Below are 16,297 nucleotides of genomic sequence, written 5' to 3'. Positions count from 1 at the left end.
CGCGGTCAGTGTCACCGAATGGTGACGAGTGCGGCGACCACTAGTGCGCCGATTCAGTGAGCAACTGGCGGAGGACGTAGTGTAGAATCCCGCCGTGTTCGATGTACGTCACAGCGGCGGGCGTCCCGACTTGGGCAGTGACGGGGAACTCGACCGTCGAACCGTCGTCACGTTCGGCGACAACCGTCAGTTCGTCCATGACGTCAAGCCCGTCGGCTAGTCCGCGAATCGTGAATACTTCAGTTCCGTCGAGACCCAGCGATTCCCACGAGTCGTTTCCGTGGAACTGGAGCGGGAGAACCCCCATACCGACGAGATTATCCCGGTAGATGCGTTCGTAGCTCTCCGCAATCGTCGCACGGACGCCTAACAGGTCCGTCCCCTTCGCCGCCCAATCACGGCTGGATCCGGTACCGAACTCCTCGCCTGCCAGCACGACGAGTGGAATCTCCTCCTCGCGGTAGCGTTGGCTGGCTTCGTAGACGGTCGTCTGCTCGTCGGTCGGGTGGTGAATCGTATACCCACCTTCAACGTCGTCGAGCATCTGGTTCTCGATGCGGACGTTCGCAAACGTCCCACGCATCATCACCTCGTGGTTGCCGCGGCGGGAGCCGTACGTGTTGAACTCATGGGGTTCGACGCCGTGGTCTCGTAACCACTGGCCAGCCGGAAGGTCGGGACCGAACGGCCCCGCGGGGCTGATATGGTCGGTCGTCACGGTGTCCCCGAGCGTCAGGAGACAGCGTGCACCGTCGATATCAGCAACACCTGGTTTTTCCAGCGGGAAGTCCGTGAAAAACGGCGGTTCGCGGATGTACGTCGAGTCGTCGTCCCACTCGTAGACTGCACCCGTCGGCGCATCGAGTGCGTCCCACCGCTCGTCGCCCTCGTACACCGAGGCATACTTCGCGGCGAACAGGTCCGGCGAGACGCTGTCGTGAATCGCCGCCTGCACCTCGTCTGCATCCGGCCAGATGTCGGCGAGATAGACCGGCTCACCGCTCTCGTCAGTCCCCAGCGGTTCAGTTTCGAGGTCGATGTCCATCCGTCCCGCCAGCCCGTACGCGACGACCAGCGGCGGACTCGCAAGGTAGTTTGCGCGAATCTTCGGGTGAATACGCGCCTCGAAATTGCGGTTGCCCGAAAGGACGCTCGTCGTCCAAAGGTCGTGTGTGTCGATGGCTGCTTCGATTGGATCAGGAAGCGGACCGGCGTTCCCGATACAGGTCGTACAACCGTAGCCAACCACGTCGTAGCCCAGTTTTTCGAGGGAGTCGAGAAGTCCCGACGCTTCCAAGTACTCAGTGACAACGCGGCTTCCGGGCGCCAGACTCGTCTTGACGTACGACGGGACATCAAGCCCACGCTCGACGGCGTTGCGGGCGAGCAAGCCAGCCGCCATCATAACCGACGGGTTCGACGTGTTCGTACAACTCGTGATAGCGCTGACGAGAACGTCACCGTGACCGATTTCGATCTCCTCGTCATCCAACTCGACTGTGACTCGCTTGGTCAGCGGACCTAGCTCGGTACCACCGGAATCATCCAGTTGTACATCACCACGAGCCTGTGTCTCCACATCGCCACCGTCAGTCTCCGCAGTTGCACCGCCACCGTCACCGAGCCACCGACGAAGCGCATCCTCGTCGATATCGCCGAGTTCGTCCTCGAACTCACCGTGAATCAGACTCCGGAAACTGTGTTTTACGTCGCCCATCGGGATGCGGTCCTGCGGGCGTTTGTGGCCGGCAAGGCTGGGTTCGACCGTTGAAAGGTCGAACTCCACGACCTCGGTGTACTCCGGTTCCTGCTCGCCGAACAGTCCCTGTGCTTCGAGATACTCGCGGACGACTTCGATGTGTTCGGGGTCACGGCCCGTGAGTTCGAGGTAATCGAGCGTGGTTTCATCCACGGGGAACACACTGATCGTCGAACCTTGCTCCGGAGCCATATTCGCAATCGTCGCACGGTCCGGGACGGAGAGATTCTCGACACCGGGACCGAAGAACTCGACGAACCGGTCAACCACGCCCACGTCGCGGAGTTGCTCGGTAATATGAAGGACGAGATCAGTCGCCGTCGCTCCGTCGGGAAGTTCGCCGTCGAGGCGGACACCGACGACTTCGGGGAGTTTCATCGTGATCGGCTGACCGAGCATCGCCGCCTCGGCTTCGATACCACCGACACCCCAGCCGACGACGCCGATACCACCGATCATCGGCGTGTGGCTGTCCGTCCCGACGAGCGTGTCCGGGAGAAGCCACTCCGCTCCGTCACGTTCTCGTTCGTGTACGACGCGGCCGAGATGCTCTAAGTTCACTTGGTGGACGATACCCGTCCCCGGCGGGACGACGTTGAAGTTCTCGAATGCGTTCTGTGCCCACTTGATAGCGCGGTAGCGTTCCGCATTACGTTCATACTCCAGTTCGACGTTCTTCTCGTACGCGTCTCCAGTGCCGAAATAATCGACTTGCACGCTGTGATCGATAACGAGGTCACAGGGAATTTCAGGTTCGACCAGCGTCGGGTCTCGACCCTTTCGATCAACTTCTGACCGGAGTGCGGCCAAATCAACGACTGCAGGAACGCCGGTCAAATCCTGTAAAACGACCCGTGACGGGGAGAACGGAACCTCCGTATCAGGAACGTCCGGCTTCCATGCTGCGGTGTTCCGAACGTCCGCCGCGGTTATCTGCTCGCCATCGACGTTTCGGAGAACGGATTCGAGAAGGATTCGAATACTCACTGGGAGACTGTCGAGATCACACAGCCCCTCATCTTCGAGGACCGTGAGGTCCGCCATTTTGTACGACCGGCCGTCGAGTTCGAGTTCTCGGACGGCTCCGAACGGATCAGTGTCAGCCATAGTAGAACTTGGACAAGTACCAGTATCAACCTCGTGCCGAATCTAATCGGGTGAGAATAACCCGGGTACTCGAAGGGAAGGGAAGGGAAGGGAAGGGAAGGGAAGGGAAGGGAAGGGAAGGGAAGGGAAGGGAAGGGAAGGGAAGGGAAGGGAAATGAGAAAAGAGACTCAGGACGACGTTTCTGTCTCGTTTTCGGCTTCGTCCTGCAGTTCGGTTCGGCGAATCTTTCCGGTTACCGTTTTCGGGAGTTCGTCGCGGAACTCGATTTCGCGCGGGTACTCGTGGGCCGAGAGGTCCGACTTGACCTTGTTCTTGATGTCCTCTTTGAGGCTCTCTGAGGGCTCGGTTCCCTCGCTAAGGACGACATACGCCTTCACGATGTTACCCCGCTCGGGATGCGGTTTCGGGACCACGGCCGACTCCGCGACCGCTTCGTGTTCGCCCAACGAACTTTCGACTTCGAACGGACCGATGCGGTACCCCGACGAGAGGATCACGTCATCTGCGCGCCCCTCGAACCAGAAGTATCCGTCTTCGTCTTTGTATGCAAGGTCACCGGAGAGATACCATTCACCGCTGTCGCCTTCGACGAAGCACGCCGCCGTCTTCTCCGGTTTGTTCCAGTACTCGGCGAAGAAACACGGATAGTCGCCGCGTTCGGCAATTTCCCCTGTCTCACCCGGCGGCAACACCTCGCCGGTATCGGGGTCAACGATGTCGGCTTCGATGCCGGGGAGCGGTTTCCCCATCGACCCGGGGCGGAGTTCCATCGTCGGGTAGTTGTTGATGATCATGTTCCCGGTCTCGGTCTGGCCGTACGTGTCGAGAATCGTGACGCCGAGATTCTCTTTGCCCCACTCGACAACACCGGCGCTGAGCGGTTCTCCGATAGAGAGCGCGTGACGCAGGTCGAGATCGACATCGTCCAGTACGTCCTCTTTCTCCCGAAGCATCCGGTAGGCTGTCGGAACCGAGAACAGGACGGTGACGGGAAACTCGTCGAGTAGATCGGCCCACTCCGTGGGATCGAACTCGCCTTCATAGGTAAACAGCGAAGTCCCCCAGAACCAAGCACCCAGCGTGTTGATAGCGCCCGTTAGCCAGCCCAGATCGCCGGTACTCCAGTAGAGGTCACCCGGTTGGAGATCAACGGCGTACTTTTGGGTCGCCGCGACGCCAGCCACCCAACGCTGTTTGTGGAGGACGCCTTTTGCCAGACCTGTCGTCCCCGAGGTATAGTACAGCAGTGCGTTGTCCTCGCCGCCGGTTTCGGCGGCTTCGTACTCCTTGCTCGCGCCATCGAGCGCGGTGTTGAAGACGACATCCTCGACAGGCGCACCGCCACCACGGTCCACAGTAATGACGTGCTCAACTGCGGGTGCATCGTCCAGTGCGTCAGCGACTGTCTCGCGGTTGTCAGTCGTAGTGACGACAACCTTCGCATCACAGTCATCAAGTCGATATGCGATTCCGTCGGGACCGAACCGCTCGTTGACGCTCCCCCAGACAGCGCCGTGTTTGAGTGTCCCGATTAAAGCGACGTAATGTTCGGGAATTCGGGGCATGTACGAGAAGACGCGGTCGCCTTGTTCGACGCCGAGTCTGTCGAGAACGTTTGCGAACTGGCTTGATCGGTCTGCCAACTCCCAGAACGTCATCTTGGTGAGTTCCCCGTCGGTGTCTACTTGATAGAGCGCGACCCGTTCGCGGTCAGTCGCATGTCGATCAACGACCTCGTGTGCGATGTTCAGTTTCTCGGGTGCATCCCAGTCTGCCTCGGCGTAGATGTCGTCCCACGAAAACGCCTCGCGTTCCGTTTCGTAATCGACCAAATTGTGACCATTCGACATACAGATCACTTGACAGCACTCACCCACATAATTGTTCCTTATGGTTGGGAGAATGTACTGGCGTAAGTATATTCCACACGATGAGAGAATAGTTTTGGTCGATACGATACGATACGATACGATACGATACGATACGTCATCGAGCGCAATCGAAATCCATCCGAGCGTCTTACTCTCCACCAAACAGTCTGGAAAGAGCGGCACCGATTGCGAAGATGATCCCGACCGGACCGATAGCGTGTGCCTTTACTCTTTTTTGTACTCTTTCACATCCCTTTTTGGGCGTCGGTGGGGCGCTCCAGATCAGCGTGAATGCAGTGCTATCAACGCTTCTCTACGTCTGGCGACGGAATCTGTTCACATGTATCCTCGCGCATGCAATGACCGATATCTATGCGTTCGTCAGTATTCCACGGTATCTAATGCAGTATGTGGGGTAACGGCGACCGAGTGTGGTAACCACGAACTGCCCTACGTTGCAGGCGTCTCTCAGACGCTACGGGTACCCGACTTATTCAGCAGATCAAGCACTCGTGTTTCGAGTGCCGCTAACTCCTCCCGCTGACCAGTTCGCGGCCGAGCGATATCCACGTCCAAAGAGTTCCGAATACGTCCGGGATTGTTTTGCATCACGAGAAGGCGGTCGCCCAAGCGGACAGCCTCCTCGACATCGTGTGTGACAAACAACACCGTCTTACCAGTTTCACGCCAAATGTCGAGCAGTTCGCCCTGTAATGTCCGTCTCGTCTGTGCGTCAACGCTCCCGAACGGCTCGTCCATCAACAGAATGTCCGGATCCACTGCAAGCGCACGTGCGAGTCCGACACGCTGTTTCATCCCACCAGACAGTGCTGTGGGATACATGTCACTGTACTCCACTAGTCCAACAAGTTCGAGCAACTCGTCCGTCCGTTCAGTTCTCGTACGCTCTGGAACGCCCGCTTCAACGAGGCCAAACGCGATGTTCTCTCGGACGGTCAACCACGGGAACAGCCGGTGCTCTTGGAACACCATCGCCCGATTCGGTGATGGACCGGACACAGTTCGTCCATCGACCCGAACTGCACCGCTCGTCGGCGACTCCAACCCACCGACGAGGCGAATCAACGTCGTCTTCCCACATCCGGACGGCCCGACGACAGTCACAAACTCGCCGGACGCAACGCTGAAGGAGATGTTCGTCAACGCGTCGGTCCCACTCCCATTCGTGGATTCGTACCGTTTATCGACGTTTTCGAGCGAAATCAGTGCGGCGGACGACGACTCAGTGCCGGTCATTGTCGCCACGCGAGCAGTCTCGCTTCGAGTCGGCGAACGCCCCAGTCACTCACCAGAAACACGGCGCTGATCGTAAGCATATAGGCGACACTTCGCTCCGTAGCGAGATTGTTTGAACTCGTAATAATCTCGTACCCGACGCCCGGCGCACCGAACAGTTCTGCCGCAATGACCATCATCCAACACTGGCCGACGCTCGTCCGCAGTCCAGTCAACAGCTCTGGTGTCGCGTCCGGAAGGACGACCCGACGAATCAATCGCCAGTCGGTGTCCACACCAAGCGTCTCGGCAACTTCCATCAGTTCACGAGAAGCGCTTTCAACGCCGCTGTAGGCGTTGTAAAACGTGATCCAGAACGCGCCGATGAACACAATAAAGGCCGCGCCCGAGTGGCCGAGTCCGAACCAGATGATAGCAAATACGATCCAGGCGAGCGGCGGAATCGGGCGAAGTATCCGGATGATTGGTGTGCAGGCGTCATCAAGTGCGTCGCTCCATCCGACCGCGATGCCGACTGCACTACCGACCGTCACACCAACGACAACACCCGGAACGTAATGGAGGAGGCTCTGTCCGAGATGGACGAATAGCTCACCGCTCGTGAGTTCTGTCCAAAGCGCGAGACCGACCTCAGGTGGCGTCGGGAGAAGATACGACGGTTGTGTCCGCCCAGCGAGCCACCAGAGTGCGAGAAAGCAACCGGTTCCGAGTACTCCGCGACTGATTCGCTTGCGCTCGAACCCGCCGCCGAACAGCATCTGCCGCGCTGACGACGCTCGGGACCCGTCGCTCTCGCCACCACGGTCGAACTCGGTAGCCATCCTACTGCGAGACCTCGCGGTGCAGGGACGGCTCGAATATGGTCCCTGTTTCGACTGTCTGCTTGATCTGGCCGAGCGACTTCATCTCATCGACGAACAGTTGCGTTCCATCCGCGATCTCGGTGGGATTCGAGATGTAGTTCGACGCCTTCGACCGCACCGCCTTCTTTGCGACTTTGAGCGGCAGTTTCTCGCCGAGTGTCTGACTGACCGCCTTGGCCGCGGTGTCGGGCTTGTTATTGATGAGTTGGGTAGCGCGGACGTGTTTCTCAACGATGGACTGCGCAAGATCTGGACTGTCCTTCCAAAGGCGGTCGTGCATAAACATGACGCCACCGGGCTGGCCGGACATAAACTCGCCGGACCAGGTGAGCCACTCGAAGGGAGCGTCTTTCAACTGTAACGCGGTGGGGATTGGTTCCATGATGAACGTTCCGTCAGCGTTACCAGTGAGTAACGACTGCCGAACCGGGCCTGCACCCCCCAGCGTTTCGATTTCGACAACGTCCGGCGAGACGCCGAGTTCCTCACGAAGCCAATACTGGACGAGGATGTAGGCGACACTCCCTTTCGGGAACGTGCTAAAGCGGAACTTCCGGCCGTTCTGTTCGCGGAACTTCTGGAAGGCGTCGGCACCGTGTTTCTCCCAGAGGCTTACAAACTCCTCGTGAGCCATGGCGACGAACCCGTTCTTGTGGTTGGCCGCGGTCACTTTTCCCGGGATACCCTTGTGCTTCATCTTGATGACCGGCGTGATACCCATGAATGCGAGGTCGATATCGCCGTCAGCGTACGCCTTGACGATTGTAAGGCCCTTATCGGCGAAATTAGTCTGTTCGACCGACGGTCCGAGTTCGTCGAAAAAGCCCTGCTGGTCCATGATGTGCCGCTGCAGGAACGGAAAGACGGGCTTGTACGCTACATTCAGGGTGTCGATGTTGCTTCCGCCCCCAGTCAAAGATGTACAGCCTGCGAGACCGCCGATAGCTGCGGTTCCAGCAACTGCGCCTGCCCGCGCGAGAAAACCACGTCGCCCGTAACTGCTCGAGGAATACTCCGACACACGATTCGTTTTAGGTCTACCTAAATCCTGCATACTGGCTACATTTTCCAACTCACCAATATATTCTTCTATTTGCTGTCGTCTGATCGAACTGTTCCAGAGGTTGACTCATCCACCTCGCCGCGAGAGTATCGAAAAGGGTCTGAGGTCATTCGAGCAACGCAGCGCGTACTGGCTACTGACAGTCAGATATTGAAACAAGAAGAGGGAGGTACAGTTGCTAGAGCGCCGTGAAGACGTAGCCGAGGAGCAACGCCGCGCCGATTGCCAAGTAGAAGAACCCGATATTCAGGCCAAGGACGCCGAGAACCAACAGGAGGACACCTCCAATTGCGAGCGCCTCGGGTCGGCCGTAGTACGCACCGATTAGACCGACTGCCGAGAGAAAGATCGGAAGGGCTGCCAGCACGAGGATGAACGGATTTCCGGATTCGAGACCCGTCGCTGGTTCCGTACTACTCGGGAGCGTCGTCACCTCGGTGAACAGCAGGTACGCCGCGAGAACCACTGATCCCGCAGTTGCGATGGCCGAAACGCCGATACCGAGGTCATCGGTTCGGGTGTTCATCACCATATTGGGACGTAGAACCTCGACGGTTATAATACATGTTGCAGATCTGAATCGACCACGATAACGCGACAGGTGGTGGCTATTTCTCCCCTGCAACGCCGATTTCACCAGTAAACTGTGTGAAAAACTCGTCCATGAAACGCCGTCGGGATTCGCCAAGACGGCGTCCGGGTGAGGTATACAACCGATTCAGACGCTCCTCGGCCCACTCTCGAAGGAGAGACACGTCTGGGGAATCCGGTGAAGCCATGCCAGAGGCTGTGGAATCATCGATTACTGCGTATTTCTCGCCCGCTCTCCCCGACCGCTCGCCGACAATACAGGCCATCCGAATGAGACCGCGTGCGCCAGCAGCGTCCAACTTATCCGCGTCAAAGAGTAATTTCGCCTCGATCGTCTCCGGTTCTGGGGAGCTAGACCGAATACTGTGGGTGCGGATACAGTGTTTAATAGCGGCGATGTGGTCAGTTGGAACCCCTTCGTCCGCAAGAAGGGCCGCCGCTTCAGCGGTGCCCCATTCGTCGTGATTGCCGATTTTCCCCACTCTCTCTCGTGGGCGACCAATGTCGTGCAACCACGCCGCTGCAGACAGAACGTCTCTGTCGACGTTGTTCTCACACTCATTTGCTAACCGAATCGCCACATCGCGGACCCGATTCGCGTGGAAACGGTCGTGGGCTGGGAGGGCGTCTTCGTAATACGACAGGGATAGTTCTCGAGCAAGAGGACCTAATTCCTGCGGCATTGGAGGAATTGGAAGTCCACTCCTCGGAGATATAGTGATTATGGAATTACTATACCGGAGTATGACGAGTCAAGGGCGGTCTACCTTCTACAGGGGGTCGGTCAAGCGTAGCCGCGCAGTAGCGAGGACATCCCGATCCAACTGTGTAGTGATCGAAGGCGTCGGTCTAGCGCTTTCGCAGCGTGTCAAGTCTGGAGAACACAGCTTCATTCTCGTCAGGCTCTCGAAGTTGCTTCCAGCGTCGGAGTGGGCGAAGCGCGTCGTCGAGGATTGGCGCAGACTCACAGGTTCGGTTCTTGCCGAACACCTGCATTATGCCGACCTCTAAGTTGACGTGTCGCCACCGCAGGCCGTTCCGTTCTTCGTCGTCAGAGACGGCGACGAGTTCCGCGCTACGCGCACCTGAGTATGCGAGCAAGAAGATGAGAGCTTTGTCACGGTAGGCCGCCGTGCGGTCAATGTCGTCGCTCTCGCCGGTCTTGTCGACGCGGGCAGTAGAAGTCGCACAGAGGGATCGTGGTCGCGTGTCGTCTAGTACTGTTGGTCTGTTTCAGTCTCGTCGGTTGGGAATGGCCCTTCAGCGTGGTTGGTTTTGGCTGGGTTCGTCGGTATCAAGCCCTCGTACATGGCCCATGTGAGAACCGAACGGACGTAGCGAAGTACCGACGTGCTGTCTCCGGCGAGATATCGTCCCGGTCGTCGGTCCGAGGAGGTCGCGAGCGTACTGTCGGCAGAGATCATCGTCAATGTCGGGACTGGAAGTGTTGTGCTGGTCCCGAGCCCACGCTGCGAACTTCCGCAGCACACTCGCGACGTTTATTCGGTAGCGTCCAGAGTCGATATTGACCAGCCGTTTCTCGGTGACTGCTACGAGGGCGTCATCCCCGGGAGTAGCGTCGTACTCAGGTGGAATACGATCTATGCTTCCCGTACAGCGGCGGTCCAGGGAAATGTGATGGTGCTTACTGGGGTAATACAAACCTAACCTCGAAAAACGAATACCGGTGTTTCAGGGCGTCTCCACCCGGGCAACTGTATATTCTATCTCCGATAAACTCTATAGTGATATATTAAAATCCCGCACGTGGAAGTTGCACGGCCTTCGCGTGGCAGGGAATGACCGACGAGGAGTTCGACAACGCCCAGCACAAGTTACTCGAACATGAGCCCGACTTCATCCTCGACGACGGATGCGAACTCATCGCCAAGGTACATGCTAACCACCCCGACGTGGCGGCGAACGTCATCGGCGGCGGCGAACAGACGACAGTCGGAATCACTCGACTGGAGGCGATGGAACGGGATGAAGTCCTGCAGTTTCCCATCTACGGCGCAACGACACGCCGATGAAACGGTATTCGATAACGTCCACGGAACCGGCGATCCTCACTGACGAACATCGCCATCACGACGAATTCGATCATCTCCGGTAAGGACGTGGTCGTTTGCGGCTACGGCTACTGCGGCCGCGGTATCGCGCGCAAAGCCCGCGGGATGGGCGGTCAGACCATCGTCACCGAAGTTGACCCCCGAAAAGCCCTGCAGGCGCACATGGACGGCCATCGCGTGATGGAGATAGCCGAGGCGTCGAAGGTTGGTGATCTGTTCATCTCCGCAACGGGGAGCCGAAACGCTCTCCGAATGGAACACTTCGAGCGGATGAAAGACAGCGCGATTATCGCCAACTCGGGACACTTCGACGTCGAAATCGACAGCAACGCCCTAGAATCGATGGCCGACGACGTGACGACACCGAAAGAAGGGATCACTCGGTATCACATGCCCGACGGTCGGCGGTTGAACCTACTGGCGGACGGCCGCCTCGTCAACCTCACCGGACCGCACAGCCAAGGGCACCCTGCCGAGGTCATGGACACCACGTTCGCCATGATGTTCGTCGCCGCCTACGAGATGCTCGCCGAGGGAGTCGAACGTGAACCGGGTCTCCACAGCATTCCAGATAGACGAGTGGGAACATCCGGACAGTAACGTTTGAGCGACGCAAAACATCGACCCAGTTGTCACTCAGTATGTAGGAACGGGCACGGCATCACAAAGTGATGATCCTATCCGCTCCCAATGAGTCGATGTTCCGAGACGGTATAAATGTCGTGAAACGAGATTCGGTGCCAACTAGTCACTACAGCAACCGGATTCTAGCGCCGAACCGGCGGGCAATCGAACCGACGAACGAGTCCGAGACGGGTCGCTCAGCAATGCCCTTCGTCGTGGAAGCAGCGTGTTCACCGCGGGCAGTCAACATCGCTGTTGCTGGTGGCGTTCGAAGAGGCATAACTGAACGAGCGGGATACTATATGTTCACCATATTTGTTCATCTCCTGTGTTCAATACATTCATTCATCAAGAGTGTTCACGGGTTTGTCTGACGAACATTAAAGAGGAGTGGTCGTTATGGACACGGTAATGCTGGCATACTCGACGTACAGCGAGGCCGGCGGAGTGGGTAAGACCACGACCGCAGCGAACCTCGCCGTGGCGCACGCCCGGGCGGGTCTCAAACCGCTCGTCGTACCGCTCGACCCACAGGATGGCGACCTCTCCCGCCTGTTCGGCGTCGATCACGAACGGACGGAGTCAGTCGATAACATCGTCCGACACATGATTCGACGGCCGAAAGGCGAGTTCGACGACCTCGTTCGAACCGTCGAAGGTGTCGATATCGTCCCCGAGCACAACATGCTTTCCGACCTCGCTGAGTACCTCCAGCGCGAGAAGGACCAAGCGGAGGCGATGGGCGAAGCGTTCGGAATGCACGCCCAACTGCTGCGTGTCCTCCGCGAAGCGGGGGTGCCCGAGACTTACGACGTTCTCATCTGCGACCCGCCGGCGACGGAGGGGCCGCACCTCTACAACGCGATCAACGCAACGCGGTCGCTGGTTATCCCCGTCGAACCGAGCGCGAAAGGCCGCGCCGCCGTCGAAGGACTCGAATCGCTCGTCGTCGGTCTCGAAAACCAACTCGAAGTCGAAGTCGGTGTACTCGCCGCGATTCCGATGGGCTTCAAGAACACGCGTGACCAGCGGGCAGTGCTAGACGAAATCGACTACCCGATTCCCGAAATCGTCGGTGAGCGTGCATCGATGATGGAGGGCTGTTGGATGCAACAGTGCTCGGCGTTCGAGTACGTCCGCGAACACCGCGACCGCCGCCGCGACTACGAGGTAGAGACGCTCGCGCAGTTCGACCGTCTCGCCCGCCACCTCGAATCCGAAGTCGGTCTCGAAGCCCCGAACCCACCCGAACCGGGAGACGTGGACCACGAGGTGATGACCGTATGACCGGAATGAAGAAAGGGGCCGGAGAGGACCCGTTCGCAGAGGACACCGACGGAGGAAACGAGGATGTTGAGGAAACGAACGACCGAGCAGAGACGACGACAGAGTCGGAAGAACGCACATCCACGACGGCGGACACGACGGACACCGACGATGAGAGCCGGACACAATCGATGCAGATTCCGTACAAATTCCGCCGAGACGGCGTTCAAGACGGCCGAAGTCGCGTTCCCCTGTTCCTCCAGTCTGAGACGAAGACTGCAGAGCGAGATGCGCTCCGTGAGTTAGAGGATCGATTCGACGGCAACGTGTCACTGACTGATCTGCGGGAAGCGTTGGTGATGGTCGGCCTCGAACACTTAGATGAGGCAGAAGCACAGTTGGAGTCGTGGGGATACGGAATGACGTTCGACTGAAAGCGGCCGTAGCCAAGTTCAAGAGTTCTCGAAAGGGATCCGCATGAAGTGGAGGGCCGTACGTCAGCGAGACCAATTCGATGGTAGGTCAGCGGGGAGAGATTCGCTTGCTGTCGCGTTTGTGGATGCAGATGGATACCGAGACCACTGCGATAGTCGAACTGGACCGCATCCAGCCTGCAGTTACTTTGAGACCCTACGGTAGCCTAAGACCTTGTTATAATATATTAGGCTATTTTCGTCGTTCATAACGAGGTATCTGTGCTGAGTGCGCATTTGGGAGGGGTGTTTTCGTCTTGAATACCGATAGACAACGGACATCGGAACAGTGAGACTCCGTCGTCGGAGGGATCATATACCAGACCGCCGTAGGCGTGTCCATGACCTCCAACTCGCTGACGAGCGCTCTTCGAGAGACGCTTGCGCTCTTCGAGCAGTCCGGTACCCCGCTGACGACGACGGAAATCGCGGACTGTCTCGAACTCGGTCGGCGAAGCACGTACGACCGCTTGGACCGTCTCGTCAACCACGGCCGACTCGAGACCAAGAAAGTAGGAGCAAATGCCCGCGTCTGGTGGCGTCCAACGGAACCGCAGACCGAGGATGAGGGATTCAACGCTTGGCCCACAACCGTTGAGTCGTTGGTCGATGACGTTCTCAGCCGCGTCGACGTCGGTGTGTTCGTCCTTGACGAGGACTTCGAAGTCGCGTGGGCCAGCGAGGCCGTCGAGCGATACTTCGGTATCGACCGCAGTCAACTCGTTGGCCGGGAGAAACCCGAACTCGTCGAAAGCACTGTTGCACCCGTTATCGACAACGCGGAGAGATTCACCGAGCGAGTACTCGCAACGTACGAGCAGGAAACCGGAACCGAACGGTTCGAGTGCCGGGTGACCAGCGGAGACGGACGCGAGGAACGCTGGCTGGAGCATCGAAGCGGACCCATCGAGTCGGGACCGTACGCGGGTGGCCGCGTCGAGGTGTACTACGACGTGACGTATCGAAAGCGCCGAGAGCGGAAACTCCGAGAGAACCGAGCGCAGTACGAGACGATAGTCGATACCGTCGAAGATGGCATCTACGCTGTCAACGAAGAGATGGAGTTCGTCGTCGTCAACGATGGGTTCTGCGAGTTGACCGGTTACGACCGCGAAGAACTGCTCGGGAGCCACGTGAGTATGGTCCACGACAACGACAAAATTATGCCCAGAGTGGAGTCAAAACTCCAAACGGTCATCGATACAGACCGAGAGTCAGCGAGGATCGAACTTGACATCAGGACAAAATCCGGGGAGAAAGTTCCGTGTGAGAGCCGGTTCGCGCTGTTCCCATTGGAAGGAAGCTACGGGCGGTGTGGTGTCGTCCGCGACGTCTCCGACCGCCTCGAACGCGAACAGAAACTACAGCGACGGATACGTCAGCAAAAGTCAATCACGAAACTCGGTCGGCAAGCGCTCGAAGTTCGGGATATCGATACGTTGCTGACCGAAGCCACAAGACAGGTCGCCAACACCCTCGGCAACGACTACTGTAAAATTCTCGACCTCGACGCCGATGCGGACGAACTACTGCTTCGACAAGGAGTGGGGTGGCACGACGGAATCGTCGGCTCCGCGACTGTGTCCGCCGTCGCAGACGACTCCCAAGCGGCCCACACACTGCGAACCGACCAGCCAGTCGTGGTATCAGACTTAGAGACAGAAACGAGATTCAGCGGGCCGGACCTGCTCAGAGAGCACGACGTTCGAAGCGGTATCAGCACCATCGTTGGCCCGAGTGACGATCCGTGGGGTATCCTCGGAACACACGATACAGCGGCGAAATCGTTCTCCACGCACGACGTCAACTTCGTCCAGTCGGTCGCCAACATCCTCGCCTCGGCGATTGCTCGTCACGCGGACGAACGAGAACTCGTGCGTCAGCGCGAGCGATTAGCGGCGTTGAACAGCCTCAACGAAGTCGTCCGGGAGACGACAGATGTGGTCATCAACCAATCAACCCGCGAAGAGATCGAGGAAACCGTCTGTGAGTTCCTCGCCAAATCGGATTCGTACTCGTTCGCATGGGTCGGCGACGTGGACACGACCTCGAAGAGAGTCAACGTCCGAACCAAAGCTGGAACCAAAGGCTATCTGGACGATATTGTCATCTCCGTGGACCCAAACGACGAGCGGAGCAACGGTCCCACGGGGAGAGCATTCAAAACCGGAGAAATACAGACAACGCAGAATATCGACCAAGATCCCAGCCACGACCCGTGGCGTGAGCACATCGAAGCGCACGAGTTCCGCTCGTCTGCCGCAATTCCGATCATCCACGAAGACGCGATATACGGAGTCTTGAACGTCTACAGTAAGCGTCTCAATGCGTTCGAAGGCGAAGAACGGGCGGTCGTCGAACAACTCGGTGAAATCATCGGCCACGCCATCGCCGCAACGGAACGAAAGCGGGCACTCATGAGCGATGACGTGATCGAAATTGCATTTCAGATACCTGATGTCTTCGAGGCGTTAAATGCCGAATCAAACCAGAACGGGCGAATCTCGTTCGACCACATGATGCCTATCGAAGACGAGAGATATCTGCTGTACGGGAGCGCGACGGGGGACGCAATCGACAACGTTCGGAGTATCGTCGAACAACTCCCGTACTGGGAATCTGTCTCATTCCACGATGAAGGAAAGAAGACGGATTTCGAGGCTCAACTCTCAAATCCCCCTGTTCTCTCGGTGGTCGCTTCGGCTGGCGGTTCAATCAAGCAAGCTGTCATCGAAGACGGCGACTACAACATCACCGTTCATGTCGCACCGACGGCGGACATTCGACAGATAACCAAAACGATCGAGGAAACGTATCCGATGGCGCAGTTGCTCAAACACCGACAGGTGACCCGGCGGGATAACACGACGAATCGAATCCAGCGCGTCTTGCGTAACCAACTGACCGAGCGGCAGCGAACGGCGCTTGAAGCCGCCTATCACGCTGGGTTCTTCCAGTGGCCTCGGGAGACGACGGGCGAGGGCGTGGCCGAATCGTTAGGTGTCTCGCCGCCGACGTTCCACCAACACCTTCGAAAAGCCGAGCAAAAGGTGTTCGATCACCTGTTGTCACCCGTGTTACCGACACAACCACCGTCGCCTCGAACGGAATAGCACGAGCGATTCGCACACCGCCGGCGATCCTCTCGACCGTACCGGCACCGTTCATGACGAAAAATTAACAAGAGATCAGAACCATTGTCCATATGGGTAGTGTGACAACAGCTAGCGTTACACACTTGCCCCAGGGCACCCCACGACCACGCCCCTCAGGACCCCGTTTTAGCCCGCTTGCAGGCTTGAAAATATCAATTTTTGTTGTTCCGTCGGGATTTCAACTGCCTCCGGCGA

The 16,297-nt window shown here is 58.0% G+C and carries 13 protein-coding genes and 1 pseudogene; 6 read left to right on the top strand and 8 right to left on the bottom strand.

Annotated elements, in window-relative coordinates; genetic code table 11:
• Positions 1-40 precede the first annotated feature (40 nt).
• Both HBOR_RS15490 and HBOR_RS15485 read right to left on the bottom strand, forming a co-directional pair.
• Positions 41-2,866 (bottom strand): aconitate hydratase, encoded by a 2,826-nt coding sequence (locus HBOR_RS15490; RefSeq protein ID WP_006056193.1) that lies wholly within the window; start codon positions 2,864-2,866, stop codon positions 41-43.
• Between the two features lie 168 nt (positions 2,867-3,034).
• A complete protein-coding gene (locus tag HBOR_RS15485; protein ID WP_006055989.1) occupies positions 3,035-4,717 on the bottom strand; it encodes an acyl-CoA synthetase in 1,683 nt (560 codons plus the stop codon).
• 215 nt (positions 4,718-4,932) lie between these two features.
• Between HBOR_RS15485 and HBOR_RS20595 the strand changes: the two genes are divergently transcribed.
• Positions 4,933-5,157, top strand: a complete 225-nt coding sequence (locus tag HBOR_RS20595; RefSeq protein WP_394295399.1) for a CPBP family glutamic-type intramembrane protease — start codon at positions 4,933-4,935, stop codon at positions 5,155-5,157.
• Positions 5,158-5,206: 49 nt separating this feature from the next.
• Here the strand turns inward: HBOR_RS20595 and HBOR_RS15480 are convergent, their stop codons facing one another.
• The 6 genes and pseudogenes from HBOR_RS15480 to HBOR_RS20350 all read right to left on the bottom strand — a co-directional run.
• Entirely contained in the window at positions 5,207-5,995 is a 789-nt protein-coding gene (locus HBOR_RS15480; protein WP_006055988.1) for an ABC transporter ATP-binding protein, read from the bottom strand.
• Complete coding sequence (locus tag HBOR_RS15475) at positions 5,992-6,816, bottom strand: ABC transporter permease (RefSeq protein WP_006055987.1); 825 nt, start codon at positions 6,814-6,816, stop codon at positions 5,992-5,994. The genes HBOR_RS15480 and HBOR_RS15475 overlap by 4 nt, the downstream gene beginning before the upstream one ends.
• A 1-nt stretch (position 6,817) precedes the next feature.
• Entirely contained in the window at positions 6,818-7,879 is a 1,062-nt protein-coding gene (locus HBOR_RS15470) for an ABC transporter substrate-binding protein (RefSeq protein WP_013446598.1), read from the bottom strand.
• A gap of 220 nt (positions 7,880-8,099) precedes the next feature.
• Positions 8,100-8,453, bottom strand: coding sequence for a hypothetical protein (locus tag HBOR_RS15465; protein WP_006055985.1), 354 nt, complete (start codon positions 8,451-8,453; stop codon positions 8,100-8,102).
• Positions 8,454-8,529: 76 nt separating this feature from the next.
• The gene (locus HBOR_RS15460) at positions 8,530-9,195 is read right to left on the bottom strand and encodes an HD domain-containing protein (RefSeq protein WP_006055984.1); all 666 of its coding nucleotides are present in this window, start codon (positions 9,193-9,195) and stop codon (positions 8,530-8,532) included.
• A gap of 120 nt (positions 9,196-9,315) precedes the next feature.
• Positions 9,316-10,117, bottom strand: a pseudogene (locus tag HBOR_RS20350) (tyrosine-type recombinase/integrase); the annotation flags it as partial.
• A gap of 194 nt (positions 10,118-10,311) precedes the next feature.
• On the opposite strand from HBOR_RS20350, the gene HBOR_RS15450 reads away from it, so the two are divergent.
• The 5 genes from HBOR_RS15450 to HBOR_RS15430 all read left to right on the top strand — a co-directional run bounded on the left by HBOR_RS15450 (position 10,312) and on the right by HBOR_RS15430 (position 16,060).
• A complete protein-coding gene (locus HBOR_RS15450; protein ID WP_006055983.1) occupies positions 10,312-10,545 on the top strand; it encodes a hypothetical protein in 234 nt (77 codons plus the stop codon).
• A gap of 39 nt (positions 10,546-10,584) precedes the next feature.
• Positions 10,585-11,184, top strand: a complete 600-nt coding sequence (locus tag HBOR_RS15445; RefSeq protein ID WP_081457888.1) for an NAD(P)-dependent oxidoreductase — start codon at positions 10,585-10,587, stop codon at positions 11,182-11,184.
• Positions 11,185-11,619: 435 nt separating this feature from the next.
• Positions 11,620-12,495, top strand: a complete 876-nt coding sequence (locus HBOR_RS15440; protein WP_006055981.1) for a ParA family protein — start codon at positions 11,620-11,622, stop codon at positions 12,493-12,495.
• Positions 12,492-12,908, top strand: a complete 417-nt coding sequence (locus HBOR_RS15435) for a hypothetical protein (protein ID WP_006055980.1) — start codon at positions 12,492-12,494, stop codon at positions 12,906-12,908. The genes HBOR_RS15440 and HBOR_RS15435 overlap by 4 nt, the downstream gene beginning before the upstream one ends.
• Positions 12,909-13,288: 380 nt before the next feature.
• A complete protein-coding gene (locus HBOR_RS15430; RefSeq protein ID WP_006055979.1) occupies positions 13,289-16,060 on the top strand; it encodes a bacterio-opsin activator domain-containing protein in 2,772 nt (923 codons plus the stop codon).
• The last annotated feature ends 237 nt before the right edge of the window (positions 16,061-16,297 follow it).

The sequence above is a fragment of the Halogeometricum borinquense DSM 11551 genome (assembly GCF_000172995.2).
Taxonomy (GTDB): domain Archaea; phylum Halobacteriota; class Halobacteria; order Halobacteriales; family Haloferacaceae; genus Halogeometricum; species Halogeometricum borinquense.
The sequence above is the reverse complement of the archived record's forward strand: the minus strand, read 5'-3'. Positions and strand labels throughout refer to the sequence as shown.